This window comes from Pseudomonas sp. GW821-FHT02B10, assembly GCF_059421865.1.
Genome location: NZ_JBWKVU010000015.1, coordinates 44963 through 69400, shown reverse-complemented (window position 1 = coordinate 69400; position 24438 = coordinate 44963). Strand labels below are relative to the sequence as shown.

At 62.1% G+C, this 24438-nt stretch carries 22 protein-coding genes; 16 read left to right on the top strand and 6 right to left on the bottom strand.

The window, feature by feature from the left end; genetic code table 11:
* Positions 1 to 387: 387 nt before the first annotated feature.
* From AC07VU_RS26205 to AC07VU_RS26195, 3 genes are all read right to left on the bottom strand, one after another.
* The gene (locus tag AC07VU_RS26205; protein ID WP_495030758.1) at positions 388 to 1158 is read right to left on the bottom strand and encodes a hypothetical protein; all 771 of its coding nucleotides are present in this window, start codon (positions 1156 to 1158) and stop codon (positions 388 to 390) included.
* 84 nt (positions 1159 to 1242) lie between these two features.
* Entirely contained in the window at positions 1243 to 1878 is a 636-nt protein-coding gene (locus AC07VU_RS26200) for a response regulator transcription factor (RefSeq protein WP_053260452.1), read from the bottom strand.
* Entirely contained in the window at positions 1875 to 3764 is a 1890-nt protein-coding gene (locus tag AC07VU_RS26195; RefSeq protein ID WP_495030757.1) for a PAS domain-containing sensor histidine kinase, read from the bottom strand. The genes AC07VU_RS26200 and AC07VU_RS26195 overlap by 4 nt, the downstream gene beginning before the upstream one ends.
* 181 nt (positions 3765 to 3945) lie before the next feature.
* Here AC07VU_RS26195 and AC07VU_RS26190 point away from each other — a divergent pair, with 181 nt between their 5' ends.
* From AC07VU_RS26190 to AC07VU_RS26155, 8 genes are all read left to right on the top strand, one after another.
* A complete protein-coding gene (locus AC07VU_RS26190; protein WP_053260450.1) occupies positions 3946 to 5568 on the top strand; it encodes an acyl-CoA synthetase in 1623 nt (540 codons plus the stop codon).
* A gap of 124 nt (positions 5569 to 5692) precedes the next feature.
* Complete coding sequence (locus AC07VU_RS26185; RefSeq protein ID WP_495030756.1) at positions 5693 to 7465, top strand: acyl-CoA dehydrogenase C-terminal domain-containing protein; 1773 nt, start codon at positions 5693 to 5695, stop codon at positions 7463 to 7465.
* Positions 7466 to 7573: 108 nt separating this feature from the next.
* A complete protein-coding gene (locus AC07VU_RS26180) occupies positions 7574 to 8224 on the top strand; it encodes a hypothetical protein (RefSeq protein ID WP_495030755.1) in 651 nt (216 codons plus the stop codon).
* Between the two features lie 185 nt (positions 8225 to 8409).
* Positions 8410 to 9501, top strand: a complete 1092-nt coding sequence (locus AC07VU_RS26175; protein ID WP_495030754.1) for an alpha/beta hydrolase family protein — start codon at positions 8410 to 8412, stop codon at positions 9499 to 9501.
* 520 nt (positions 9502 to 10021) lie between these two features.
* On the top strand, positions 10022 to 11554 hold the full coding sequence (locus tag AC07VU_RS26170; RefSeq protein WP_495030753.1) for an AAA family ATPase: 1533 nt from the start codon (positions 10022 to 10024) through the stop codon (positions 11552 to 11554).
* Positions 11551 to 12408 (top strand): HNH endonuclease, encoded by an 858-nt coding sequence (locus AC07VU_RS26165; RefSeq protein WP_495030752.1) that lies wholly within the window; start codon positions 11551 to 11553, stop codon positions 12406 to 12408. Before AC07VU_RS26170 ends, AC07VU_RS26165 begins: the two co-directional genes overlap by 4 nt.
* Positions 12409 to 13119: 711 nt before the next feature.
* Positions 13120 to 13401 carry a hypothetical protein gene (locus tag AC07VU_RS26160; protein WP_495030751.1) on the top strand — a complete coding sequence of 94 codons (282 nt, stop codon included), beginning with the start codon at positions 13120 to 13122 and terminating at the stop codon, positions 13399 to 13401.
* A gap of 771 nt (positions 13402 to 14172) precedes the next feature.
* Positions 14173 to 14796: an HAD family hydrolase gene (locus tag AC07VU_RS26155; RefSeq protein WP_495030750.1), complete on the top strand. Its 624-nt coding sequence runs from the start codon at positions 14173 to 14175 to the stop codon at positions 14794 to 14796.
* 23 nt (positions 14797 to 14819) lie between these two features.
* On the opposite strand, the gene AC07VU_RS26150 is transcribed toward AC07VU_RS26155, so the two are convergent.
* Positions 14820 to 15833, bottom strand: a complete 1014-nt coding sequence (locus tag AC07VU_RS26150) for an AraC family transcriptional regulator (protein WP_495030800.1) — start codon at positions 15831 to 15833, stop codon at positions 14820 to 14822.
* 171 nt (positions 15834 to 16004) lie between these two features.
* Between AC07VU_RS26150 and AC07VU_RS26145 the strand changes: the two genes are divergently transcribed.
* From AC07VU_RS26145 to AC07VU_RS26115, 7 genes are all read left to right on the top strand, one after another.
* Positions 16005 to 16856, top strand: a complete 852-nt coding sequence (locus tag AC07VU_RS26145; protein ID WP_495030749.1) for a 3-hydroxybutyryl-CoA dehydrogenase — start codon at positions 16005 to 16007, stop codon at positions 16854 to 16856.
* Entirely contained in the window at positions 16849 to 17445 is a 597-nt protein-coding gene (locus tag AC07VU_RS26140) for a TetR/AcrR family transcriptional regulator (RefSeq protein ID WP_062822931.1), read from the top strand. The genes AC07VU_RS26145 and AC07VU_RS26140 overlap by 8 nt, the downstream gene beginning before the upstream one ends.
* Positions 17446 to 17934: 489 nt before the next feature.
* A complete protein-coding gene (locus tag AC07VU_RS26135; protein ID WP_150050007.1) occupies positions 17935 to 18123 on the top strand; it encodes a DUF1843 domain-containing protein in 189 nt (62 codons plus the stop codon).
* A 34-nt stretch (positions 18124 to 18157) separates the two neighbouring features.
* Positions 18158 to 18802, top strand: coding sequence for a DUF1842 domain-containing protein (locus tag AC07VU_RS26130; protein ID WP_053260436.1), 645 nt, complete (start codon positions 18158 to 18160; stop codon positions 18800 to 18802).
* Positions 18803 to 18855: 53 nt separating this feature from the next.
* Positions 18856 to 19437 carry a DUF1842 domain-containing protein gene (locus tag AC07VU_RS26125; protein WP_087088417.1) on the top strand — a complete coding sequence of 194 codons (582 nt, stop codon included), beginning with the start codon at positions 18856 to 18858 and terminating at the stop codon, positions 19435 to 19437.
* A gap of 148 nt (positions 19438 to 19585) precedes the next feature.
* The gene (locus tag AC07VU_RS26120) at positions 19586 to 21049 is read left to right on the top strand and encodes a GDL motif peptide-associated radical SAM/SPASM maturase (RefSeq protein WP_007932309.1); all 1464 of its coding nucleotides are present in this window, start codon (positions 19586 to 19588) and stop codon (positions 21047 to 21049) included.
* Between the two features lie 204 nt (positions 21050 to 21253).
* Positions 21254 to 21667 (top strand): VOC family protein, encoded by a 414-nt coding sequence (locus AC07VU_RS26115; RefSeq protein WP_053260434.1) that lies wholly within the window; start codon positions 21254 to 21256, stop codon positions 21665 to 21667.
* Positions 21668 to 21715: 48 nt separating this feature from the next.
* Here the strand turns inward: AC07VU_RS26115 and AC07VU_RS26110 are convergent, their stop codons facing one another.
* Complete coding sequence (locus AC07VU_RS26110) at positions 21716 to 22222, bottom strand: winged helix-turn-helix transcriptional regulator (protein ID WP_495030748.1); 507 nt, start codon at positions 22220 to 22222, stop codon at positions 21716 to 21718.
* Positions 22223 to 22337: 115 nt separating this feature from the next.
* Between AC07VU_RS26110 and fabF the strand changes: the two genes are divergently transcribed.
* Positions 22338 to 23606, top strand: coding sequence for a beta-ketoacyl-ACP synthase II (fabF, locus tag AC07VU_RS26105; protein ID WP_495030747.1), 1269 nt, complete (start codon positions 22338 to 22340; stop codon positions 23604 to 23606).
* A 91-nt stretch (positions 23607 to 23697) separates the two neighbouring features.
* Here fabF and AC07VU_RS26100 read toward each other — a convergent pair whose 3' ends face one another.
* Positions 23698 to 24153: a MarR family winged helix-turn-helix transcriptional regulator gene (locus AC07VU_RS26100; RefSeq protein ID WP_207255304.1), complete on the bottom strand. Its 456-nt coding sequence runs from the start codon at positions 24151 to 24153 to the stop codon at positions 23698 to 23700.
* Between the last annotated feature and the right edge of the window lie 285 nt (positions 24154 to 24438).

Here is a 24438-nt window from a genome sequence, read left to right as displayed (position 1 = left end):
GTCTTGCTTTTGATCTGAACGCCCCGTTAACCACGATGGCCGAACGCAGGCATTGAGCCGTGGGTAACCCGGCAGGGATGCCGGGTTAGCCGCCCCAGGCCATGGATGGCCTGTGGCGGCGGCCCACGGATCAATGCCTTCGTTCGGGCATGCCGAGCCTAGGCGAGGCACCAAGTGGTGGGACAAAGCGTTTTGGTTACTTTGGCGCTTTTCCAAAGTGACCCGCTGTAAGAGCGGAACCATAAGCCGCCGTTACCGCAGGAACGGATATACACCCCGTCCAACATCACCAGCGAAACCACTACCGCTATCGCGAGCAAGCTTCGCTCCTACAAAAGCCCATGCAGCAACAGATATGTACCCAAGAAGATCACGGACGACAGCGCCCTACTGCACCGGCAGAAAATTCATCAGCAGCAAACTCTGCGCATAATTCAACCCAATCCGCCGATAACGCTCATCCAGCATCTGCGTCAACAAATCCAACCGCGCCACAATCTTCCCAAACTCCACAGCAAAACTCAGATTGCTGCCCTCCTCCGAAATCTCATTGGAAAACAGCAACAACTCCCCATTGGCCCCCTGCCGCTGGCTGAGCATCCAGGTAGCCTTTTCAATATTGCGCGCCGCGTTACTGACAAACTGCGGATCGATAGTGTCGGTCATGAAAAACTCGGTACGCCCACCGTGGGCGGTGACCAGCATGCTGCCAATGGCATAGATGAAAGCCCCAACCCGGTCGCCACGAAACTCCGGGCTCAGGGCATAACTCAACGCGGCCAGGTCGCGGCGGTTGCCCAGGGCCGGCAAGGCCTTCTGCTGCTCGATAGCCTGACGGATATCCCGCGCGGCGCTGGTAGCGTCGGTATACCCCCACTCGCGCCACTGGTTGGGGTTGCGCAGGTAGAGCTTGTTCATCAGCAGGTAAAGGCTTTGCAGGTTGTCGCGCATGCTCAGGGTGGCCATGCGGTCGACGCTGGTCTGGAAGAACTCCTGGGGTTTGCCATTGCTGAACTGGTGGACCATGTCACGCCCCTGCTGCTGGCTGCAGCCCGTGGCACAGAGCATCAAGGCACCCACCAGCCACAGCGGCTGGCGCAACACAGGCGCGAACAACACACGCAGGTAAAGAGAAAGCGGATAAACCATCGGCACCATTCTGGACTCTGGCCGCGCGGGGAATCGGCGCGGCCTGGCCCTGAATAGAACCGCAAAAACGCAAAAAGTGCGGTGGCCGCAGCCTCAGCGCAATTGCAGCGGGTCCACCAGCCCGACGGCGATGGCCATGCCCACCAGTTCCGGCAGGTGCTCGGCCTGCATGCGCTTCATCACCCGCGAGCGATACAGGTCGATGGTCTTGACGCTGACCCCCAGTTGCTCGGCGATCTCGCGATTGCTGTAGCCCTGCACCAACGGCAGCAGCACGTCCTTCTCCCGCGGCGTGAGGCTCTCCAGGCGCGCTTCGACCCGGGCCTGCCCGGCGTTGCGGCTGTGGCGGTCGTCGGCGCGGCTCAGGGCCTGCTGCACACTGTCCAGCAGTAGCTGTTCGTTGTATGGCTTCTCGATAAAGTCCACGGCGCCGGCCTTGAACGCCCGCACCACGATGGGCACATCGGCGTGGCCGCTGACAAAGATCAGCGGCAGGTGGATATCCCGCTGGCGTAGCTCTTCCTGGACATTCAGCCCGCCCATGCCGGGCATGCGCACATCCAGCAGCACGCAGGCGTCGAGGCTGGGGTCGCAGTGTTCGAGGAACTCCCGGCCGCTGGTGAAGGGCACGGCCTTGAGGCCCACCGATTCCAGCAGCCAGACGGTGGAGTCGAGCATGCCCGGGTCGTCGTCGACCACATACACCAGCTGCTGCGCCGCACTCGTCATTGCCTTGCTCCTGTTATCGGTTGGGTGGGTGAATCGGCTTGCGCCGGGGCCGTCGCCGGCAAGTGGCAGCACATCTTCAAGCCGCGGCTCTGGGGCTGGGCCTGCAAGTCGCCGCCGAAGCCTTCGACGATGCTGCGGCTCATGGACAGCCCGAGCCCCAGGCCGTTGGCCTTGCTGGTGTAGAACGGGGTGAACAGCTGCGCCAGCTGCTCGGCGGAGACGCCCGGGCCCTGGTCGCTGACGCTGACCTCGACCCCGCCTTCGCTACTGGCCCGGGCACCGAGGACGATCTGCGAGCCCTGCTGCGGATGCACCTCGCGATTGGCCTCGATGGCGTTGCGCAGCAGATTCAACAGCACCTGCTCGAGCAAGATCCGGTCGGCGTACACCGGCGGCAGATTATCCGCCAGGCGCAGTTCGATCGTCACCTGGCAGGCCTGCGCCTCCCAGGCGCACAGGCGCACCGTTTCCCGGGCCACCTCGGCCAGGTCCAGGGCCTGGACCCGGCGCCCGCCCTTGCGCAGGAAGGCCCGCAGACGCTTGATCACTTCGGCGGCGTGGGTGGCCTGTTCGGCGATCCGCTCCAGGCCCTGGGCGACCTTGCGGGCGGCCTCGGGCTGAGTGTCGAGGGCTTGCAGATAACGTTGGCTGGCGTTGGCGTAATTGACCACCGCCGCCAGGGGCTGATTGATCTCATGGGCAATGCCCGAGGCCAGTTCGCCCAGGGTCACCAGGCGCGCGGTGTGGGCCAGTTCGTCCTGGTGATGGCGCTGCTGGGCCTCGCGCAATTCCCGTTCGCTCTGGTCGTGGGCCACCAGGGAATAGAAGCGCTCGCCACTGGCCGCGCGATGGGCCAGCAACATCAGCGACACCGGCACCGACGCGCCGCCGGCCGGCGGTTGCAGGCGCGCCTCGATGCTCCAGCGGCCTGTGTGTTCGGCGCGGTGCCAGCCTTCGCGTTGCAGGCTGTCCAGCACTTCCTGGGTGAGGATGCTTGCCAGGTCCGGCATCGGCTGCCCGGCCTCCAGGCCCAGGGTGCGTCGGGCCGCAGGGTTGAGGTAGGTCACCGCGCCGCCGGGCTGGATGAACAGCACCGGGTCGGGGTTGGCCTCCACCACTTCCGCCAGGCGCCGCTTGTTCTCTTCGGCCTGGACCCGGGAGGTGATGTCCCGCGACACCGCCACCACTTCCACCACCGCCCCGGTGTAGGTTTCGCGGATCGCCCGGCAGGCGGTCTCGAACCACAGGTAATGGCCGTCGCGATGGCGGATGCGGTAGGTCATGGTGTGGTAGCCGTCCTGCTCCAGGGCGTCCCGGGTGCGCTGCGTCAGCCCGGCCAGGTCCTGGCTGTGGAACAGGCTGCGGGCCAGGCGCCCGCGCAGTGCTTCGGGCCAGTAGCCAAGCAGGGTCCAGGACGCCGGTGAAGCGTCGAGAAAGGTGCCGTCCGGGGTATGCCGGGAAATCAGGTCGGTGGTGTTCTCGGTGATCAGCCGGTACAGGCGCCGGGCCGTGGCCGACTCGCGCTCGGCGAGGATCTGCGCCGTGGCTTCGCGGCACCGGGCCAGGACCCGTTGCCTGTGCGGGTCGGGGATAAAGCTCCAGAGCAGCACCCGCTCGCCCCACTGGGCCTCGACCTCTTCGATGGCCCGCTGTTGCTCCAGGCAGGCCCGGACCAGGGCCGGGTGATTGACCGGCAGCAGCGCCGCGACCTCGCTCGACGCCTCGCTATCCAGCCATTGCAAGAGCGCCGGGTTCAGGTCCACGGGCCGCGCCTCGGCGTCCAGCAGCAGGCTGGGTTGCGGGTCATGGCCCAGCCAGGGCGAGTCCGGCAGCCGGCCTTCACGCTGCAGGCGCAGCCAGCGGTTCAAGTGGGTGGAGGTGGGCATCGTCGATAAACCTGCGGGCTGGATCAGCGAATTATTAATATAGTATAAATACTATACAACTCAGGTAGTACTTCCATATCCATTGCCAAGCAGTATATAAAAGCTCCCGGATAAGTCACCGAGTGCCGCAAAAATGGCCTCGGCCAATAGAGCTAACAATCAGCCACCGGGTACCCGAACCATGTCCATCTACGAGCAAGGCCTCGCGCCGACGGCCGTCAACCATATCGCCCTGTCCCCCTTGAGCTTCATCGAGCGCACCGCCGCCGTTTACCCCGATTACCCGGCGGTGATCCACGGTTCGATCCGCCGCACCTGGGCCCAGACCTACAGCCGCTGCCGGCGCCTGGCCTCGGCCCTGGCCGGGCGCGGAATCGGCAAGAACGACACAGTGGCGGTGATGCTGCCGAATATCCCGGCCATGCTCGAAGCCCACTTTGGCGTGCCGATGATCGGCGCCGTGCTCAATGCCCTCAACGTGCGCCTGGACGCCGAGGCCATCGCCTTCATGCTGGCCCACGGCGAGGCCAAGGTATTGATCGCCGACCGCGAGTTCCATGAGGTGATCCACGCCGCCGTGGCCATGCTCGACCAGCCGCCTTTGGTGATCGACCTCGACGACCCCGAGTACGGCGAGGGCCAGCCGGTCAGCGAGCTGGACTACGAGGCCTTCCTCGCCGAGGGCGACCCGGAATTCGCCTGGCAGTGGCCGGATGACGAATGGCAGGCCATCGCCCTGAACTACACCTCGGGCACCACCGGCAACCCCAAGGGCGTGGTCTATCACCACCGCGGCGCCTACCTCAATGCCCTGGGCAACCAGATGACCTGGGCCATGGGCAACCACCCGGTGTACCTGTGGACCCTGCCGATGTTCCACTGCAACGGCTGGTGCTACCCCTGGACCGTCACCGCCCTGGCCGGGGTCCATGTGTTCCTGCGCCGGGTCGACCCGCAGAAGATCCTCAACCTGATCCGCGAGCACCAGGTCACGCACCTGTGCGGCGCGCCCATCGTGCTCAATGCCCTGGTGAACATGCCGGACTCGGCCAAGGCCGCCATCGATCACCCGGTCGACGCCATGGTCGCCGGGGCCGCGCCACCGGCCAAGGTGATTGGCGCGGTGGAAGAAATGGGCATCAAGGTGACCCACGTCTACGGCCTGACCGAGGTCTACGGGCCGGTGACCCTGTGCGCCTGGCACGCGGCCTGGGACGAGTTGCCCCTGGAACAGCGGGCGCAGATCAAGTCGCGCCAGGGCGTGCGTTACCCGACCCTGGAAGGGGTGATGGTGGCCGACCCGAAAACCCTCGAACCCACGCCCCGCGACGGCCAGACCATCGGCGAGATCTTCATGCGCGGCAACACGGTGATGAAGGGCTACCTGAAGAACCCCAGCGCCACCGCCGAGGCCTTCGAGGGCGGCTGGTTCCACACCGGCGACCTGGGGGTGACCCACCCGGACGGTTATGTGGAGATCCGCGACCGGCTCAAGGACATCATCATTTCCGGCGGCGAGAATATTTCCACCATCGAGCTGGAAGGCGTGCTCTATCGTCACCCGGCAGTGCTGGAAGCCGCGGTGGTGGCCCGCCCCGACGAGAAATGGGGCGAGACGCCCTGCGCCTTCATCACCCTCAAGGCCGACCACCAGCAGGTCAGCGAGGCGCAGATCATTGCCTTCTGTCGGGAACACCTGGCGGGCTTCAAGGTGCCGCGCACCGTGGTGTTCAGCCAGTTGCCCAAGACCTCCACCGGCAAGATCCAGAAGTTCGTCCTGCGCGACATGGCGAAAAACCTCTAGCTTGAATAGACAGAAACCCCGTGCATGTCGTTGCCCTGCAGGGAGTCGGCATGGCGGGGCCTAGCCTTTTTGAATCACCCGGCCCCGGCCGTTCAACCGCCACTCTTGCCCGAGGTTTGTTGCGATGCCTGAATTCAACGCCCCCCTGCGTGACATGCGCTTTGTCCTGCATGAAGTGTTCAACGCGCCCAGGCTCTGGGCCCGGCTGCCGGCCCTGGCGGAGACGGTGGATGCCGATACCGCCGATGCGATTCTCGAAGAAGCGGCCAAGGTCACCGGCCAGCTGATCGCCCCGCTCAACCGCAGCGGCGACGAGGAAGGCGCCACCTGGGACAACGGCCGGGTGCGCACCCCCGCCGGTTTCAAGGAGGCCTACGCCACCTATATCCAGGGCGGCTGGGTGGGCCTAAGCGGTAACCCGGCCTACGGCGGCATGGGCATGCCGAAGATGCTCGCGGTGCAGTTCGAAGAAATGCTCTACGCCGCCAATTCCAGCTTCGCCCTGTATTCGGCCCTGAGTTCCGGCGCCTGCCTGGCCATCGACGCCCACGCCAGCGAGGCGCTCAAGGCGCTGTACCTGCCGCCCATGTACGAAGGTCGCTGGGCCGGCTCCATGTGCCTGACCGAGGCCCATGCCGGCACTGACCTGGGGATCATCCGCACCCGCGCCGAACCCCAGGCCGACGGCAGCTACCGGATCAGCGGCAGCAAGATTTTCATCACCGGCGGCGAGCAGGACCTGACCGAAAATATCATCCACCTGGTCCTGGCCAAGCTGCCGGACGCCCCGGCCGGGCCCAAGGGCATCTCGCTGTTCCTGGTGCCGAAGATCCAGGTCGACGCCCAGGGCAACCTCGGCCAGGCCAACGCGGTGAGCTGCGGCTCCATCGAGCACAAGATGGGGATCAAGGCCTCGGCCACCTGCGTGCTGAACTTCGACGGCGCCAGCGGCTGGCTGATCGGCGAGGCCAACAAGGGCCTGGCAGCGATGTTCACCATGATGAACTACGAGCGCCTGTCCATCGGCATCCAGGGCATCGGTTGCGCCGAGAACGCCTACCAGAACGCCCGCACCTACGCCCGCGAGCGCATCCAGAGCCGCTCGCCCGCAGGCCCGGTGGCCAAGGACAAGATCGCCGATCCGATCATCGTCCACCCCGATGTGCGGCGCATGCTGCTGTCCATGAAAGCCATGACCGAGGGCGGCCGGGCCTTCGCCAGTTACGTCGGCCAGCAGCTGGACCTGGCCAAGTTCGCCGACCAGCCCCATGAGCGGCACAACGCCGAGGCCCTGGTGGCGCTGCTGACCCCAGTGGCCAAGGCGTTCTTCACCGACACCGGGCTGGACAGTTGCATCCTCGGCCAGCAGGTCTTCGGCGGCCACGGCTATATCCGCGAATGGGGCCAGGAGCAACTGGTGCGGGATGTGCGCATCGCGCAGATCTATGAAGGCACCAATGGCATCCAGGCCCTCGACCTGCTGGGCCGCAAGGTAGTGGGCAACGGCGGTGTGGCCCTGCGCCTGTTCACCGGCGAGATCCACGACTACGCCTACCTGCCCGGCGCCGCCTACGCCGCCGAGCTGCTGGACGCCGTGCAGCGCCTGGAAGACCTCAGCGACTGGCTGCGCGAACAGGCGGTGCAGAACCCCAACGCCGTGGGCAGCGCCTGCGTCGAATACCTGCACCTGTTCGGCTACGTGGCCTACGCCTACCTGTGGGCGCGCATGGCCCAAGTGGCCGAGCACAAGCACGCCGAGGACGAGCGTTTCTACGGCGCCAAGCTGGCCACCGCGCGTTTCTACTTCAGCCGCCTGCTGCCGCGCATCCTCAGCCTGGAGCAAAGCATCCGCGCCGGCAGTTCCTCGCTGTTCGGCCTCGAAGCGGAGCAGTTCTAACCCCCCTCGGGCGGGGTCTCTGTGCCCCGCCCTGCTGCACGGCGGCTGATGCAAAACCGGCGGCGGCCTTGCATACTGCGCGCCCCGAACACCGCCCAAGGAAGAAACGTGTTGGCGCCCGCCCCCTCTTTGCCGAACCCTCTTATCCGTCGCCTGTTCACCCTGTGGACCTGGCTCTACCACCTGTTGAGCTGGATCGCCGTAGCGGCCCCGCTGTCCCTGATGGTCTTCGCCGACCTGCAACTGATCATCCCCCGCGACGTCAGCGGCACCCTGTTCGGCGGCGCCATGGGCTTCCAGTTGTTCCTCGGCCTGTGGCTCGTCTGCGCCCTCGGCCTGGCCCTCGCCCTGCTCACCCGTATGCCCGGCGCCCGCCTGGCCTGGCTCGTCGCCGGCCTGGTGCCGCTGCTGCTCGGTGCCTGGTGGCGGATCAATTACCCGGACGATGCCGACGGCAACCTGATCTTCAGCCCGCAGTCCTGGGAGCTGGACTACGCGATGGCGATCGGCTGCGGCCTGGTCTTCAGCGGGCTGTACTGGTATCGACGCGGACGCCTCAAGCCCCGGCCAGCCGCCACCAGCGCGGAAGAACTGTTCCGCCGGACCGTGGGGGCGCTGATCCTGGCCGGCGTGTTTATCCTGCCGGCGTTGAGTTTTATCAAGGAGCGGGCTTTGCCTCATTGTGCGTTCAACAAGGCTGGGCAACAGCTGAGCGTGTGTTTGGGGGATGACCCGAATGAACGGGTGATTGTTGATTGATGGGTGGGGCTTGGAAGAAGCGGAGGCTGCTGCCGGCCAGAAGCGCTCACTGGGGTGCGCCTAGAAAACAAGTCGATTCAATGGGCATCAGAAATGGCTGTGTGTGCCGACGCGAGGGCTGATATGTTTCCCGCGCACCTGATCGCGTCCCATCGACGCCGATCCCATCAAGGAAGATGAAAACAATGAAAACAGTGCTTGGCGCCCTGCTCCTTATCTGCCTGAACATACATGCATTCGCTGGCGACAACCCCATCGGCTTCCGGGCCTCGACGTTGCCAGACAAGCAAAACGACCGTCCGCTGGAGTTGGTCGTTTGGTACCCGAGCGCAACCACTGCCACACCGCAGTTGATCGCCGATACTCCGGTGTTTGTCGGTGCCCTGGCCGTCCGCGATGCTCCTCCGGCCGCAGGCGCGCATCCACTGGTGGTGCTCTCCCACGGCTTTCGCGGTAATTGGGAGAACCAATCATGGCTGGCCAGTGCGCTGGTCCGTCAGGGTTACATCGTGGCGGCGGTCAACCACCCCGGCACCACCACCCGCGATCGCAACCCTAAAGCCGCGGCACAGTTGTGGCAGCGTCCCGTCGACCTGCAGCGGACCATCAATGCGGTCATGGCCCAGCCGGAACACTTCGGGTTAGTGGCGAAGCAGAAAATTGCAGTGGTAGGTCATTCCCTTGGCGGCTGGACAGCCCTGGAAATCGCCGGTGCTCGATTCGATCCCGACCGTTTTGTCCAGGACTGCATCACCCATCCGCAACTGGCCAGTTGCAGCGTTTACAAACAGATCAACCCCGACAGCACCCCGGCATCGAAAGCCCGGCTGGTCGCCGACCTGAGCGACAAACGTGTCACCGCCATCGTTTCCCTGGACCTGGGCCTGTCACGCGGCCTGACCGATGAAAGCCTGGCGACGCTGCCGGTGCCGACACTGGTGATCGCAGCGGGCGTGCCCTCTGAAGACCTTCCCGCGCGGTTGGAGTCCGCCGACCTGAGCAAGCGCTTGCCCCCTGCGACGAATCGCTACGTCGAGATCGAGGACGCCAGCCACTTCAGCTTTTTGTCGCTGTGCAAACCTGGCGCGCTGGCGTTGCTCGAAGAAGAGGCACCAGGCGATGGCGTCATTTGCCGGGATGGCGACAACGCTCGACCGCGGGCGTTGATCCAGCAGCAGATTGCGTCGCTGATCACCGAGTTTCTGGCGCAGTCATTTCACAACTCAAAATGGGTGATTCCATTAACGGCCAGTACTTGGTGCGCTGCCTGCGTATAGATCGGGTGGGCGCGCCTCACGAAGCATGACAATGGCTCTACGCGAAATCGACTCAACCACTGCCGAATGGCAACCTGTACCTGACGCTAGCCGTATTACAAATGTGTCATTCGATCTGGAGTTCTTGAAACGCTCTGGCTGAATTGGCTAAAAAATCAATACAAGTGCAGGCGGCTCTTCACATTTAGCAGCAATCAGCTGCGATCGTGACAGGCAAATAATGGCCGATTCTGTTGAAAAAGTCGGCTTCGGTTTCCACGGCAGAAAAATACGCGCCTGAGATTGAAATCTGTGTTTTTGGCAGAAGGTTCAGGACTCGGATTTCACGTAGCAGCGTGCAAAAGAGGTGTTTTCACCCATCAATGTTCGAGCGTTTTAGGAAAACCGACTTTTTCAACAGAATCGGCCAAAAGGAGTCAGCCAAATGTGATTATGCAAAGTGTGGTTCACCTCATAGGTTGAGATCTGATTTTAGATAACTCAGAATGGTTTTTCTCGGTTAATAGAATAAGGTAGAAAAATGGATTTTTTTATACTAGGGCGCAATGACAAAATTCCTTCCTCGACCGCAAACACAGTCTTTCTAAGGTACGACAATTGGAATGATTACTCGTACGTCACAATGTTTTATGTGACGCTGTGCGATAGAAATGGTAATCAACACGACTTGGGGAATGTTAAAGTTGGATTTAAAGGTCAGACTACATCCGTATCAACTTACTCCAGACTAACTTCACCATTCAAGTTTCTACCAGAGGGCTTCTTCTCTCTTGGCACAGAGCTGGAATACTACGAAAAGCTAGCTAAAATCGAAAGCGAAGACACAAGAAATGACTATCTAAAATCCTTGTGCGACATTGTGTGGAATGAAAAGCATCTAGATGCAGCGATGGGGGAGGACGTATTTAGTACTTCCTTGCTAAGGGGTGTTAGTCTCACAGCGATTAAGGAACAGTTCAAGAGGGTTTTAAATGGGGGAGTAGTTAGAACAAACTTCTCCTTTTCATACTTAAGACTTGCAACTGAGAGACAGGCAGGCATAGAACTTAGCTTCGATGTGAAATCAGAGTCAAAACCAAGTACAAACATCCATGCCCTTATTGGTCGCAACGGGGTTGGAAAAACAACAATATTAAACGGAATGATTCAAGCAGTAACGGGTGGACTAGGGTGTGACGAGGGCTTCTTTAAAGATGGGCTTTTTGAAAAAGCCCAAATAGGCGCTGATTATTTTAGTAGCTTAGTGTCTGTCTCGTTTAGCGCTTTTGATCCATTTACACCGCCTCCTGAACAGTCTGATCCTGCTAAGGGCACATGTTACTACTATGTAGGCTTAAAGAAAGTTTCTTCCAAAAACTCAGAACTGAAAACCTTAGAGGAAATTCATCAGGAGTACTTGAAAAGCTTGGCTCTGTGTATGAGTCAGCCAGGTAAGAAATTGCGCTGGCTAAGTGCAATTGAAAATCTAGAGTCTGACGAAAATTTTGCTGACATGGAATTACCTAGATTGATGGGTTTGACGGGGCAAGATTTTAACGCTAAGGCATTGGAGCTGATTGTTAGGATGAGCTCGGGGCACGCAATAGTACTTTTGACAATTACCAAACTTGTGGCAACTGTAGAAGAGAAGACTCTAGTTGTAATTGATGAACCTGAAAGCCACCTTCATCCTCCTCTGCTATCAGCTTTTATAAGGGCTTTAAGTGAGCTTCTCCTCGACAGAAATGGTGTAGCTATTATTGCTACGCACTCCCCTGTTGTTTTGCAGGAGATCCCGACTTCTTGTTCGTGGAAAATCAATAGATCTAGATTAGTAATAGGAACTGAAAGGCCTGAAGTTCAAACGTTTGGAGAGAATGTTGGCGTATTGACGCGTGAAGCTTTTGGCTTAGAGGTGAGAAAGTCAGGCTTTCACAAAATGCTTAAACTTTCAGTCGACGCCGGCGGAACTTTCGAGCAAGTACTACTTGAATACGGTGGACAGCTGGGCTTTGAAGCCCAAGCAATAGTTAGAGCACTGATTGCTAGTCGTGATTTAGGAGGCAGCAAATGAGGCGCCTCAACCTACCTGAATGCACTGCGATGCAATCATATAATTTATGCCTAGCTTCTGTTTTTGACTTGAGTTTGAAAGAGCGTTTGAATGGTGTTTCGGACTTTATTGAGAGGGCGTCGAATACGTATATCGACCAAGCGCGAGTTGGTAGTGTTTATTCTATTCCACCGCTAATACATCCAAAAGGCGAAGACCCAATTGTCATTGCTGACGTAAGGAAGAGTGAGCTTATCAAGCTGTATGGATACCACATGGTCAATAGGCAGCCTGGTAGAGGGTTATATGATGTGATTTTAGTGGCCGCTAACGAGCAGTGTCCTTTTTGTGGTGGGATAGGCAGGCCTAAAAGTCTGGATCACTATCTACCTAAAGCTAATTACCCTCAATATGCCGTGCTTCCACAAAACTTGGTACCTTGCTGTAGAGATTGTAATACCGAGAAGAGCAATGCCCTCGCGACTGCAGAAGGCGAGCAAGCTATTCATCCGTATTTTGATGATAATAAATTTTTTTTAGAGCAATGGGTGTTCGCAAAAGTAAACCTTACACACCCCTGCAGCTTAGAGTATTTTTCTGAACCACCCAATGAATGGAGTGATATTGAAAAAAACAGAGCATCAAATCATTTCAGAGATTTTAATATTGGAACTCGTTACAGCGTACAGGCCGCCGATGAACTAAGCGCTCTTGTTGATTTGCGTCGCGGCTATTTGTCTGACATTTCGCCCGAGGAGTTTTCAAGATACCTGACATCAGTATCTAACTCGACATCATATTTTTCTAATCATTGGAAAAAAGTGATGTACCAGGCATTAGCGCAAGATAGGGGTTTTTATGGCGCACCCTTATAGCTTTTGACGCACAGGCAGTTTAGTAGGCGCTTTGAATTCTGCTTTTGGCCGAAAGTAGCCCTTTATGAGCGGTTGCTTTCGGCCAAAAGCGGTATGCCATGTGTACTACAAAGGCAAGGTCAATTCAGTTTCTGAGCTACATAGTCATAAACATCAGTCGAAGCAGAGCGCCTTGACTGGCAGTAGCCACAACTTGAACTCCGCTCCGGAAGTAATCAGCCGGCCTCCAAAGGGGCTTGCCGTCAACAACCAATAGAATTAACAAACTGCCCATTAAGCGGATCCCAAAGCCTTGTTTCGGTCACTTTGTGCAGCAGCCCCTCAAGCTCAGGCTGGATAGGTCCCATGCAAACGGATAGCCAGCTCAGAGCAGTTACACATCTGCTGCAATTTCCATCGACCCCATGACACAACCACTCAAACATCCACCGCCTACGTGCAGTTGCGCCGCTCAAGCGCCGCCCCTATAGTTCGCCCTCGCGGCAAAATCCGCGAACGACCTTGGCCGGTCGAATTACAACGACGCATCAGCGTCCAAAACACCATTGCAGACGCTTTTTTTGTGCCTGCGATTCTGTGTTATGGCGGCTGTGTGCGGGACACCTTCGGGTGTGCCGGTGTCGTTGTAAACCGGTCGGCCAACCCTCACACAGCTGCCACCCTCAATTTGCTTGGCCGCAAATGGTGGAAGCTCTACAACGAGTAACGACCATGGACGATCAATCGATTTCTCGCTTCACCCCCGTCGATACCCACGACTCCGACCAAGCGGTTTTCTACCTCGACACCCAAACCTCCCTGAGCGATCTGGCCAGCAGCGCGGCCCATCGTTTCACTGTGGTGCGCGACCTGATGGACACGCTGTCCACGCTTAACCTGAAAGACATTTCCGACTGCGACCTGACGCGGGTGACCCGAGGGGTGCATCTGCTGACCCGGGAAGGGTGTGCGGTGTTGGAGGTGATTCAATGGCGCACGGCGCGGGAGTCCTGAGCGCTATTGGGGCTGGGGGGCTTTGTAGCTGCTGCCGAAGGCAGTGATCGGGTGCGTCGCAGACGCAAATCCTGATTCGCGGATTTATCTGTTGCACCGCGTTGTCAGGTTTGGCGGGCGCTTCGCACCCGGTCGCAGCCTCGCAAGCTCGGCAGCGGCTACAGGAATTGCGTTCAGCCTCAGGTCGGCCGGTAGGCCGCCGTTTGGCTTTTGCTTTGGCTTTTGATCTGAAGGCCCCGTTAACCACGATGGCCGAACGCAGGCATTGAGCCGTGGGTAACCCGGCAGGACGCCGGGTTAGCCGCACGGGGCCAGGGATGGCCCCTTGCGGCGGCCCACGGATCAATGCCGGAGTGAGGGTATGCCGAGCCTAGGCGAGGCAACGAGTGGTGGGGCAAAGCGTTTTGGTTACTTTGGCGCTTTTCCAAAGTGACCCGCTGTAAAAGCGGAACCGTAAGTGGCCGTGACCGCAGGAATGGATATGTACCCAGTCCAAAAAATGCAGCGCCAGAGCCGACGCCATCGCGAGCAAGCTTCGCTCCTACAGATACAGAAGCCCACAACATAACCGCCAGTGGCCGTGACTGCAGGAATGGATATGTACACCATCCAAAAATGCAGCAGCAGAGTGTCGACGGATAAAAGGATGACGCTAGCCCTGCCCCCAAAAGCCCCGACGCCCCCGCATACCGACACGCCAGCAAATTGCATTGCGCCGCCTGCCGTCGCAGGATGTCGCCCTGACCCACAACCGCTCAAAAGGACGTGCTGATGACAATTCGTGCTGTGGTTTTCGATTTTGGTGGCGTGCTGTTCGACTGGAGCCCGCACCACCTGTACCGCCAACTGATCCCCGACGATGCCCGCCGCCAATGGTTCCTCGAGACCATTTGCACCCAGGCCTGGAATACCCAGCAGGACGCCGGGCGGCCCCTGGCCGAAGCGACCCGCAGCCTGGTGGCCGAACACCCGGAGCATGCGCCGCTGATCGAGGCCTATTACGGGCGCTGGCCGGAAATGCTCCGCGGCCAGCTGGATGACGGCGTGGCCTTGCTGGAAGAACTGCACCAGGCGCAGATGCCGCTGTTCGGGCTGACCAACTGGTCCCAGGAGACCTTCCCCTACGCCTGGGACAACTATCCGTTCCTCCAGCGTTTTCGCGACATCGTGGTGTCCGGGCAGGAGCGGCAGATCAAGCCTGACGCCGAGATCTACCACACCGCCCTGCAGCGCATTCGCGCGCACCTGCCGGAGGTGGCGCCGCAGGAGTTGGTGTTCATCGACGACCACGCGCCGAATATCGTCGCCGCCAAGGCCCTGGGCTGGAATGCGATTGAGCACCGGTCGGCGGCAGAGACGCGACGGCAGTTGCAGGTCTTGGGGTTGGCGGTTTGAACTGACGCCGGCGCGCCAGCCCGTCAGGTCATCGGCTGGTAGCGCGCGCGATAGCGCCCGGGACTTTCGCCGGTCCATTTCTTGAACGCGCGGTGGAAGGCGCTGGGCTCCTGGAAGCCGGTGCGCTCGGCGATTTCGCCGATGCTCGCGCGGCTCTGGCGCAGCAGTTCGACGGCCATGGCGCGGCGCACTTCGTCCTTGATCTCCTGGTACGACACGCCTTCGCGCTCCAGGCGCCGACGCAGGGTGCTGGGGCTGACCTGCACCTCGCCGGCGAAGGCTTCCAGGGTCGGCCACTGGCTGTAGTGACTGCGGCGCAGGCGTTGATAGACCTGGGTCGCCAGGCCGTGCTGGTTGCGAAAACGGATCACCAGCCACTGCGGCGCGCTGCGCAGAAAGACCTTGAGCGAGGCCAGGTCCTGGACCACCGGCAGGCGCAGGAAACGGCTGGCGAATTCGATTTCGGTGCGCTCGGCGCCGAAGGTCAGGTTCGGCCCCCAGAGCAAGGCATCGTCGCTCAGGGACAGGCGCGGATAACGAAAGTCGGCGCGGTCGATGGGAATGCGCCGCCCGCCGAGCCAGCACAGCAGGCTGATCATCAGCACCAGGAAGGTCTCTTCGCCAAAACGCCCGGCGGCGTCATCGCAAGGCTGGCTGTCGAGGCTCAGCACCGCGCGCTTGCCGCGCACGCTGAGGCTGCCACGGAAGTCGCGCAGGAACAGGCCGAAATTGGCCAGGCATTGGCGCAAGGCCTTTTCCAGGGTCGGCTCCTGGATCAGCCCGCGGCAGATCAGGGCGAACGCCCCCGGCGGCAGGCCGTGGGAATCGAGCTGGAAAAACTCGTCGCCCAGCTCGCGGATCTGGATCAGCCACAGGGCCGCGAACGCGCTGGCCGGCACCCGCGCCTCGGGCTGGCCGAGCAAGGCCGGATCGATGCCCGCTTCGGCCAGCACCGCGGCCAGGCGCTCGGGCCGCTCACGCAAGGCGTGGACCATCACCTGCACGAAGTAGACCGCGACCGAATCCTTTTCCCGCATGGAATGACTGCTCTCTGTGGCTGTGGACATGGCAAAAAACGCCAGCGCGGCTGAGCGCTTTTGGCATAGGCCGGGGTCGGCGCGGGCACTAGACTCGCGCCTCGAAGGTTGCATTGCAAGACGCGCTCGCGCTGCGCTGCGACACCTCCGGACGAAGAAAGAGAAGCCAAGATGAATCTGCAGAATATCGGTGTGATCGGCGCCGGCACCATGGGTAACGGTATCGCTCAGGTCTGTGCCCAGGCCGGGTTCGAAGTGACCTTGCTGGACATCAGCGACAGCGCCCTGCAAAAGGCCGTGGCCACCGTGGCCAAGAACCTCGACCGGCAGATTGCCAAGGGCAGCCTGGACGAAGCACAGAAACAGGCGACCCTGGGGCGCATCCGCACCAGCACCGACTATGCCAGCCTGGTCGACGCACAACTGGTGATCGAAGCGGCCACGGAAAACCTCGAGCTGAAACGGCGGGTGCTGCAACAGATCGCCGCCCAGGTTTCCAGCACCTGTGTCATCGCCTCCAACACCTCGTCGCTGTCGATCACCCAGCTCGCCGCCAGCGTCAGCGCGCCCGAGCGCTTTATCGGCCTGCACTTCTTCAACCCGGTGCCGGTGATGGGGCTGATCGAAGTGATCCGCGGCCTGCAGACCAGCGACGCGACCCACACCCTGGCCCTGGACATGGCCACCCGCCTGGGCAAGGTCGCGATCACCGCCGGCAACCGCCCGGGCTTCGTGGTCAACCGGATCCTGGTGCCGATGATCAACGAGGCGATCCTGGTATTGCAGGAAGGCCTGGCCAGCGCCGAGGACATCGACGCCGGCATGCGCCTGGGCTGCAACCAGCCGATCGGCCCGCTGGCCCTGGCCGACCTGATCGGCCTGGACACCCTGCTGGCGATCCTTGAGGCCCTCTACGATGGCTTCAACGACAGCAAATACCGGCCCGCGCCGCTACTCAAGGAAATGGTCGCCGCCGGTTACCTGGGGCGCAAGACCGAACGCGGCTTCCACCGCTATGGCTGAGCGTTGCTCGCGTTTTGCCGAAAGCCGCGACAAGGCCCTGGAGCTGTTCGCCAGCAAGGGTTTCGGCCAGGTCGGCATGCGCGAGCTGGCGAGCCACCTGGGGCTGACCCCGGGCTCGCTGTATCACCATTACCCGAGCAAACAGCACCTGCTGCTGGACCTGATCGAAGAGTTCTACGACGAACTGCTCGGCACCCTGGGGCGCATCGAACGGCGGCGCAAGGCGCCGGACGATCGCCTGCGCACCCTGATCCGCGCCCACCTGAAACTGCATCGGGAACTGCCTCGGCATTTCCGTCTGGTGGAGCGCGACAGCGGTTGCCTGAATCAGGACCAGCAGCAGCGCGTGCGTCAGCTGCGCGAGCAATATGAACGCCGCCTGCTGATGCTCCTCGGCCCGCTGCCACGGCTCGGCGACGCGGCGCTGCTGGCCACCGGGCATGCCATCGCCAGCCTGCTCAACAGCGCGCCCGGCTGGCTGGACGAACAGCCACTGACCGAGCACGAGCGCGAAACCCTGCTGGAACACCTGCTCAGCGGCGCCCTGGAACGGCTGTTGAACAGCGCGCCGCAGAGCGCCGTGGCCTGAACCGCGGCGCAACGGCAATTGCCGACCACCCCGCCAAATCACCGCACCTGCGACCATCGACTGCCGACCGCATTCCCACAGACAACAACCGCCCCTGTAGCCGCTGCGCATTCCCTCTGGCAAAAAATGACCTCCTGTAGCCGCTGCCGCAGGCTGCGTGAAGGCCCGCAGGGGCTTCGGCGTCCGTGAGTTCGCCGCGAGCCTGCGGCTCGATCGCAGCCTTCGGCAGCGGCTACAGGTAAGGTGGATGGCGGGGCATGTTAAGTGGCGGCGCCGGCTTGTATTCATTCCTTGTAAGCGGTGGGTCGCTGATTGCCAAACGCGCTATAGGGCCGCGCCAGTTCCTTGTCCTGCCTGGATATATTTTTTCCCGATAACGGCTATTCAAAGTTATTTGTTCACCCTCGCGTTTGCCCCGTGCCCGGCCTGCTTAACTGCAAAAGCTGCCGGATAGCGCAGTCTCTACAATCTCCCACGGAAGGCAACGCCATGAGTTCATCCTCGCTCCACCCCATCACGCCTTATGGCGTGGCGATTCAAGAAGCAATCTCCCTCGGCAACCTGCCGCAGATGAAGTCCCTGCTCAAACAACGCGATACATCCCAGAAAGAATCCAAGGATCTGAGCAGCGCTTACGAGCAGTTGGCACAGGAAGTCGCCCGTCTGGAACGGCGCTAAGGTCGTTCCATTTTCTAATGCACTGGAGGCAATCATGTCCGGTTCCACTTCGTCCAATCTTGGCTTGTTTCCCCTCAGCTACCGGATCGGCACTTCGATCCCCGGCGCGCCGAGCCTCACCCTTGACCTGCTGGTCTACACCCCCGAGCAGACCGTGCGCGGCACCTCGCTGGTGACCCAGGCCACCAACCCGCCGCTGGAGCTGCAGTCCGATGTGTGGGGGCAATACACCTACCTGACCGTCATGCCACCCAGCACCAGCAAGATCCTGGTCACCGCCCAGGGTAATCAGGGCGGGCCGGGCTCGAACTCGATCATCACTTTCAAGATTCAACTGGTGGTGGATCACGACTGGAAGAACGGCATCGCCAACTACCAGTACTACAACGGCCAGCGCTGGGTATCGGTGGAGAACGTTCCCGCCCACCTCGTCGAGTCGGTGCCCTCCTACGCCTTCTCAGCCTTGCCGATACCGCTGGAGCCCGGCCCGGTCCTGCTGCCCTATCCACCGATCACCCCGCTGTATGCCGCGCCGATTCATGGCGCCATCGCCAGCGGCGACCTGGCCCAGATGAAGAGCCTGGCCAGCCTGGCCCAGCAGCAACTGGAGCAATTGCCCCAGCTGCGCAGCGCGCTGGACGCGGCCAAGGACGAGATCGGCAGGCTCGAGCGACGCTGACCATGGCGCGCCAACCCATCCGGCTTCCCTGAACAAGAACAAGGAGTTGCACCATGCAAACTGGACTGTTCCATACCCGCATCCAAGCCACCACGGGGCTGTTGGGTGCCCCGGTTCTGACCCTCGACCTGTTGGTCAACACCGTGCAGAAAAAAGTCAGCGGCGTGGCCCGAGTGTTCAAGAGCACCTACCCGCCGGTGAACTTCTTCGCCGACGTGTGGGGCGATTACTCCCAGTTACAGCTGCACCCGTCGACCGAAGGCCACATCATCCTGAGCCTGACCGGCAACCCCAGCGGTCCGACCAGCCAGATCGCCGCGACCTTCCAACTGCACGGGATTCTCGGGCTCGACTGGGCCAGTGGTTTCGCCAGCTACAAATACTGCTACCAGGGCAACTGGCAGGACGTGCAGCACGCCACGGTCAGCCAGGCATCGATCCCGCACCCCGAGCCCGTGCCTCATCACCCCGTGCCGCTGTATGCGGTGGCGGTGCAGCAGGCACAAAGCAGCGGTGACCTGGCGCAGCTCAAGGCGGTCGTCCGCCAGGGCGAGCAGCAACTGGCCAGCGGCGATGCGCTGCGCAGCGCCTTGCAGCAGCTGAACGCCGAGATCGCCCGCCTCGAAGCTCGCTGAAAGGTGGCGTCCGGGCCTGGCCTTCCCCAGGGCCAGGCCCGGGTCCCCACTGGCAAACCCTTTGTCCGCCCGGGCCGGCATCGCCAGGGACGGCGCGGACATCCGCCAGGTTCGTGCCGCGCGCCTGTGTGCGCGCAAAGGACTGTCCATGTCAGCCAATCGCCCCGCCCGCTACCTCAGCGAAACCGACCTCAAGCGTTACGTACCGGTGCATGTGGTCTGGGAAATCACCCTCGCCTGCGACCTCAAATGCCTGCATTGCGGCTCGCGCGCCGGCCACCGACGCCCCAATGAATTGAACACCCAGGAATGCCTCGACGTGATCGACGCCCTCGCCGCCCTCGGCACGCGGGAGGTCACCCTGATCGGCGGCGAAGCCTATTTGCGCAAGGACTGGACCCGCCTGATCCAGGCCATCCACGACCACGGCATCTACTGCGCGATCCAGACCGGCGGGCGCAACCTGACCCCGGCGAAAATGCAGGCCGCGGTGGAGGCCGGGCTCAACGGCGTGGGGGTTTCGCTGGACGGCCTAGCGCCCTTGCACGACGCCGTGCGCAATGTCCCAGGCTCCTTCGACAAGGCCGTGGACACCCTGCGCCGGGCCAAGCAGGCCGGGCTCGCGGTCAGCGTCAACACACAGATCGGCGCGGCCACCCTGCCCGACTTGCCGGAGCTGATGAACCAGATCATCGAACTGGGCGCCACCCATTGGCAGATCCAGCTGACGGTGGCCATGGGCAACGCGGTGGACCACCCGGAACTGCTGCTGCAACCCTATCAACTGCTGGAAGTGATGCCGCTGCTCGCGCGCCTCTACCGCGAAGGCCAGGAACGCGGCCTGCTGATGAACGTGGGCAACAACATCGGTTACTACGGCCCTTACGAGCATATGTGGCGCGGCTTCGGCGACGAGCGCGTGCACTGGAGCGGCTGCGCCGCCGGGCAAACGGTGCTGGCCCTGGAAGCCGACGGCACGGTCAAGGGCTGCCCTTCGCTGGCGACGGTGGGGTTTTCCGGCGGCAATGTGCGCGACATGAACCTGCACGACATCTGGCACTACAGCGAGGGCATGCATTTTGGCCGCCTGCGTTCGGTCGACGACCTCTGGGGTTATTGCCGCACCTGCTACTACAACGACGTGTGCCGCGGCGGCTGCACCTGGACCTCGCACTCGCTGCTGGGCAAGCCCGGCAACAATCCGTACTGCCACTACCGCGCCCTGGACCTGCAGAAAAAGGGCCTGCGCGAACGCATCGTCAAACTCGAGGACGCCGCCCAGGCGTCGTTCGCGGTCGGTCGCTTCGACCTGATCACCGAACGCATCGACACCGGCGAGACGGTCAGCAGCGTCAGCGACAGCGGCCAGGTGATCAAGCTGGCGTGGATCAACCAGGGGCAGAAATCCCCCGAGGAAGGACGCCTGCCCACCCAGCTGGCGCTGTGCCGCGGCTGCTGGCAGTACATCCATGCCCACGAAACCACCTGCCCGCACTGCTCGGCCGATGTGGCCAGCGCCGAGGCCGACTACCTGGCCGACCGCGCCCGGCAACAGGCGATCATGGATCGCCTGACTGGCCTGCTGGGTATGCCCCAGACGCGTCTGGTATAGCCAACCTAGGCCCGCCGCCAACCGGGCGGCGGGCCGTGCCCCAAGGGTGATAACCCGCCACGGGGCCATGAGAAATCCGTCTAAAAACAAGCCCATTGCCACACAGGTTTAGGCTTTGCTAGTGAAGGCCTCACCCCATCAGCTTTTGCCAGCGGGCTGGCTCACCCGGCGCGCCCGCGGCCCCTGCCATCCGGGAGTCCCAGCATGAAAATCAATCCCTATCTGATCTTCAACGGCGATTGCGCCGCCGCCTTCAAGTTCTACGCCCAGTGCCTGCAAGGCACCCTCGAAGTGATGATGACCTTCGGCGAAAGCCCCGCCCGCGACCATGTTCCCGCCGAGTGTCACGACCGGGTCATCCACACCCGCCTGCTGGTGGGCGACCAGGCCATTATGGGCTCGGACAGCACGCCCGACCGGCCATATTCGGGTATCCACGGCTGCTCGATATCACTGAATGTCGACAGCATCGCCGAGGCCGAGCGGGTGTTCGCCGCGTTGGCGGACCAGGGCACTGTGCAGATGCCGTTGGAGGCCACCTTCTGGGCGGCGCGCTTCGGCATGCTGGTCGACCGCTTCGGCGCCTCGTGGATGGTCAACTGCGAAAAGGACCAGTGACAAGCGCCTGTCGTTAAGCCAGGGGGGCCGCGGCGATCCGCGGCCCCTTCAGGCCTCGCCCTCGGCCTCCATCGCCCGCAGCCCCTCCAGCCGCTGACGTATGCCTTCGCTGGCCATCGGCCCGGCCTGGACCGTGCACGCCTCCAGCGGCACCGGGCGGCCATCGGCCAGGTCGGCCATCATCGGCCGCACCGGCCTGCCGGTGGCGCGCTCGACGATCTGCACGCTTTCCCCTTCCGGCGCGTAATGGCGATTGCCCCAGGCGACGAACGCCATCAGCACCACACGAAAATCCTCGCCCCGGGCCGTCGGCACATATTGGTAGCGCAGCGGCCGCTGGCTGTAGGCCTGACGCTCCAGCAAGCCGTCCTCGACCAGCGAATTCAAACGCCGGGTGAGCATGTTGGGGGCGATCTGCAGGCTGCGGGAAAACTCCTCGAAACGCCGCAGGCCATGCAGGGCATCGCGCATGATCAGGATGCTCCACCACTCGCCCACCCGTTCCAGACTGCGGGCAATCGGGCATTCGTCGTGAAGGAGGGTCTTGCGTTGCATGGCGGTTCCTCGGATTTCGCAGTTGCGTATTTGTGGTTCGGGCATGTTACTTTCATGATGATAGTGACGTCCATAGAGCGACACACCCCACACGAGATGAAGGAGCACAAAGGTCATGAACAAACGCATTGTCGTCACCGGCATGGGCGCATTGACCCCGCTGGGCTGCGGCGTCGAACAGGTCTGGCAACGCCTGCTGGCCGGGCAGTCGGGTATCCGCCGGCTACCGGAAGCATTGATCGGCGACCTGCCGATCAGCATCGGCGGCCAGGTTCCCGACCGCATCCAGGACCCGCAGGCCGGCTTCGATCCGGACGCGCTGCTGGCGCCCAAGGAACAGCGCAAGATGGACCGCTTCATCCTGTTAGCCCTCGCCGCCGCCCAAGAGGCGCTGGCCCAGGCCGGCTGGGCGCCGCAGACGGCAGAGGCGCAGGAACGTACCGCCACCATCATCGCGTCGGGCGTGGGCGGTTTCCCGGCCATCGCCGACGCCGTGCGCACCACCGACAGCAAGGGGCCGCGCCGTCTTTCGCCGTTCACCATTCCGTCCTTCCTCAGCAATATGGCCGCCGGTCATGTGTCGATCCAGCATGGCCTGAAGGGGCCGCTGGGCACGCCGGTGACGGCCTGCGCCGCGGGCGTCCAGGCCATCGGCGACGCCGCGCGGATGATTCGCGCCGGGGAGATCGACGTCGCGGTCTGCGGTGGCACGGAAGCCACGATTCACCGGGTCAGCCTGGCCGGTTTCGCGGCCGCGCGCGCCCTGTCGAGCGACTTCAACGACACGCCGGAACGCGCATCGCGGCCCTTCGACCAGGCGCGCGACGGCTTCGTGATGGGCGAAGGCGCCGGGCTGCTGGTGATCGAGGAGCTGGAACACGCCCTGGCAAGGGGAGCCACGCCGATCGCCGAACTGGTGGGCTACGGCACCAGCGCCGACGCCTATCACATGACCGCCGGGCCGGAGGACGGCGACGGTGCCCGCCGCGCCATGCAGCAGGCGTTGCGTCAGGCCGGCGTCGAGCCGTCCCAGATCCAGCACCTGAACGCCCACGCGACCTCGACCCCGGTGGGCGACAAAGGCGAGCTGGCGGCGATCAAGAGCGTGTTTGGCAACCACAGCGACCTGGCCATCGCCTCGACCAAGTCGGCCACCGGCCACCTGCTGGGCGCCGCCGGCGGGATTGAAGCGATCTTCACCATCCTGGCGCTGCGCGACCAGATCGCCCCCGCCACCCTCAACCTGGAAAACCCGGATGCCGGCGCCGAAGGCCTCAACCTGATTCGTGGCCAGGCCCAGCCTCTGGCGATGGAATACGCCATGTCCAACGGCTTCGGGTTTGGCGGGGTGAATGCCAGCGTGCTGTTCCGGCGCTGGGGGTAAGGCCGGGATTGTTCGCCGGGCACAGGGCGGTTTCAGTGCGGCTTCGCTGAAACCTCGACGTGCCCGGCCAGCCTTGTGCAACGGGGTATTTTCAGTTGGTTGTCGACACGTCCGGCACCTTCGCCAGGTTGGCGTGCATGCGCATCAGCATGGCTTTGAGCTGCTCCACTTCCGCCTCGCTGAAACCCTGGATGGCCACCTCCTCCCAATACATCGCCCGTGGTACCAGCGACTCCACCAGGGCCAACCCCGCGGGCGTCAGGCTGATGCAGACCTGACGGCCATTGGCGTCCTGCCGCTCGCGCAGGATCAACCCCAGCTTCTGCATGTTGGTCACTTGCCGCGACAAGGTGGAGATCTCCGCCGAAACCCGTCCGCCCAGCTCGCCAAGGCTGAGCCCACCCTGTTCCCGAAGCACCGCAAGCACTCGGTACATGACCAGCGTCAGGCCATGCTCGCCAAGCTCCTGGGAAAAGCACTCGCCCATGCGCACCCCGACACGAGTGACCAGGTAAGGGACGGCGGTGGAAAAACAGTAACTGTTCAAAGGTTCAGACCTCGGTATCCATTGCTGAGACGGCTCTGCGCGGGGGCATGTTACGTCGTTGAGCTGATCCGGTGAAATGCGCCTGTCCCTTTCATTCGACACTGCCCGAATGGAGATGGTGGAAAACATGCACTTACAACTATTGCAAATACAACACTTGCAAATACAAATATCTGTTGAAATACTCCTTCCGCGATCGCCCTCGACCCAAGGCCGCCATCGCGTTCCGAGCCAAGGAGGCGACACCCGGTTGACTCAACCGACGGCAACCCGGAGTCCTTCCAC

What these genes read in the sequence shown, in the direction of transcription:
- AC07VU_RS26205 (WP_495030758.1), bottom strand. Translation starts at nt 1,158, where the DNA reads ATGGTGCCGATGGTTTATCCGCTTTCTCTTTACCTGCGTGTGTTGTTC.
- AC07VU_RS26200 (WP_053260452.1), bottom strand. Translation starts at nt 1,878, where the DNA reads ATGACGAGTGCGGCGCAGCAGCTGGTGTATGTGGTCGACGACGACCCG.
- AC07VU_RS26195 (WP_495030757.1), bottom strand. Translation starts at nt 3,764, where the DNA reads ATGCCCACCTCCACCCACTTGAACCGCTGGCTGCGCCTGCAGCGTGAA.
- AC07VU_RS26190 (WP_053260450.1), top strand. Translation starts at nt 3,946, where the DNA reads ATGTCCATCTACGAGCAAGGCCTCGCGCCGACGGCCGTCAACCATATC.
- AC07VU_RS26185 (WP_495030756.1), top strand. Translation starts at nt 5,693, where the DNA reads ATGCCTGAATTCAACGCCCCCCTGCGTGACATGCGCTTTGTCCTGCAT.
- AC07VU_RS26175 (WP_495030754.1), top strand. Translation starts at nt 8,410, where the DNA reads ATGAAAACAGTGCTTGGCGCCCTGCTCCTTATCTGCCTGAACATACAT.
- AC07VU_RS26170 (WP_495030753.1), top strand. Translation starts at nt 10,022, where the DNA reads ATGGATTTTTTTATACTAGGGCGCAATGACAAAATTCCTTCCTCGACC.
- AC07VU_RS26165 (WP_495030752.1), top strand. Translation starts at nt 11,551, where the DNA reads ATGAGGCGCCTCAACCTACCTGAATGCACTGCGATGCAATCATATAAT.
- AC07VU_RS26160 (WP_495030751.1), top strand. Translation starts at nt 13,120, where the DNA reads ATGGACGATCAATCGATTTCTCGCTTCACCCCCGTCGATACCCACGAC.
- AC07VU_RS26155 (WP_495030750.1), top strand. Translation starts at nt 14,173, where the DNA reads ATGACAATTCGTGCTGTGGTTTTCGATTTTGGTGGCGTGCTGTTCGAC.
- AC07VU_RS26150 (WP_495030800.1), bottom strand. Translation starts at nt 15,833, where the DNA reads ATGCGGGAAAAGGATTCGGTCGCGGTCTACTTCGTGCAGGTGATGGTC.
- AC07VU_RS26145 (WP_495030749.1), top strand. Translation starts at nt 16,005, where the DNA reads ATGAATCTGCAGAATATCGGTGTGATCGGCGCCGGCACCATGGGTAAC.
- AC07VU_RS26140 (WP_062822931.1), top strand. Translation starts at nt 16,849, where the DNA reads ATGGCTGAGCGTTGCTCGCGTTTTGCCGAAAGCCGCGACAAGGCCCTG.
- AC07VU_RS26135 (WP_150050007.1), top strand. Translation starts at nt 17,935, where the DNA reads ATGAGTTCATCCTCGCTCCACCCCATCACGCCTTATGGCGTGGCGATT.
- AC07VU_RS26130 (WP_053260436.1), top strand. Translation starts at nt 18,158, where the DNA reads ATGTCCGGTTCCACTTCGTCCAATCTTGGCTTGTTTCCCCTCAGCTAC.
- AC07VU_RS26125 (WP_087088417.1), top strand. Translation starts at nt 18,856, where the DNA reads ATGCAAACTGGACTGTTCCATACCCGCATCCAAGCCACCACGGGGCTG.
- AC07VU_RS26120 (WP_007932309.1), top strand. Translation starts at nt 19,586, where the DNA reads ATGTCAGCCAATCGCCCCGCCCGCTACCTCAGCGAAACCGACCTCAAG.
- AC07VU_RS26115 (WP_053260434.1), top strand. Translation starts at nt 21,254, where the DNA reads ATGAAAATCAATCCCTATCTGATCTTCAACGGCGATTGCGCCGCCGCC.
- AC07VU_RS26110 (WP_495030748.1), bottom strand. Translation starts at nt 22,222, where the DNA reads ATGCAACGCAAGACCCTCCTTCACGACGAATGCCCGATTGCCCGCAGT.
- fabF (WP_495030747.1), top strand. Translation starts at nt 22,338, where the DNA reads ATGAACAAACGCATTGTCGTCACCGGCATGGGCGCATTGACCCCGCTG.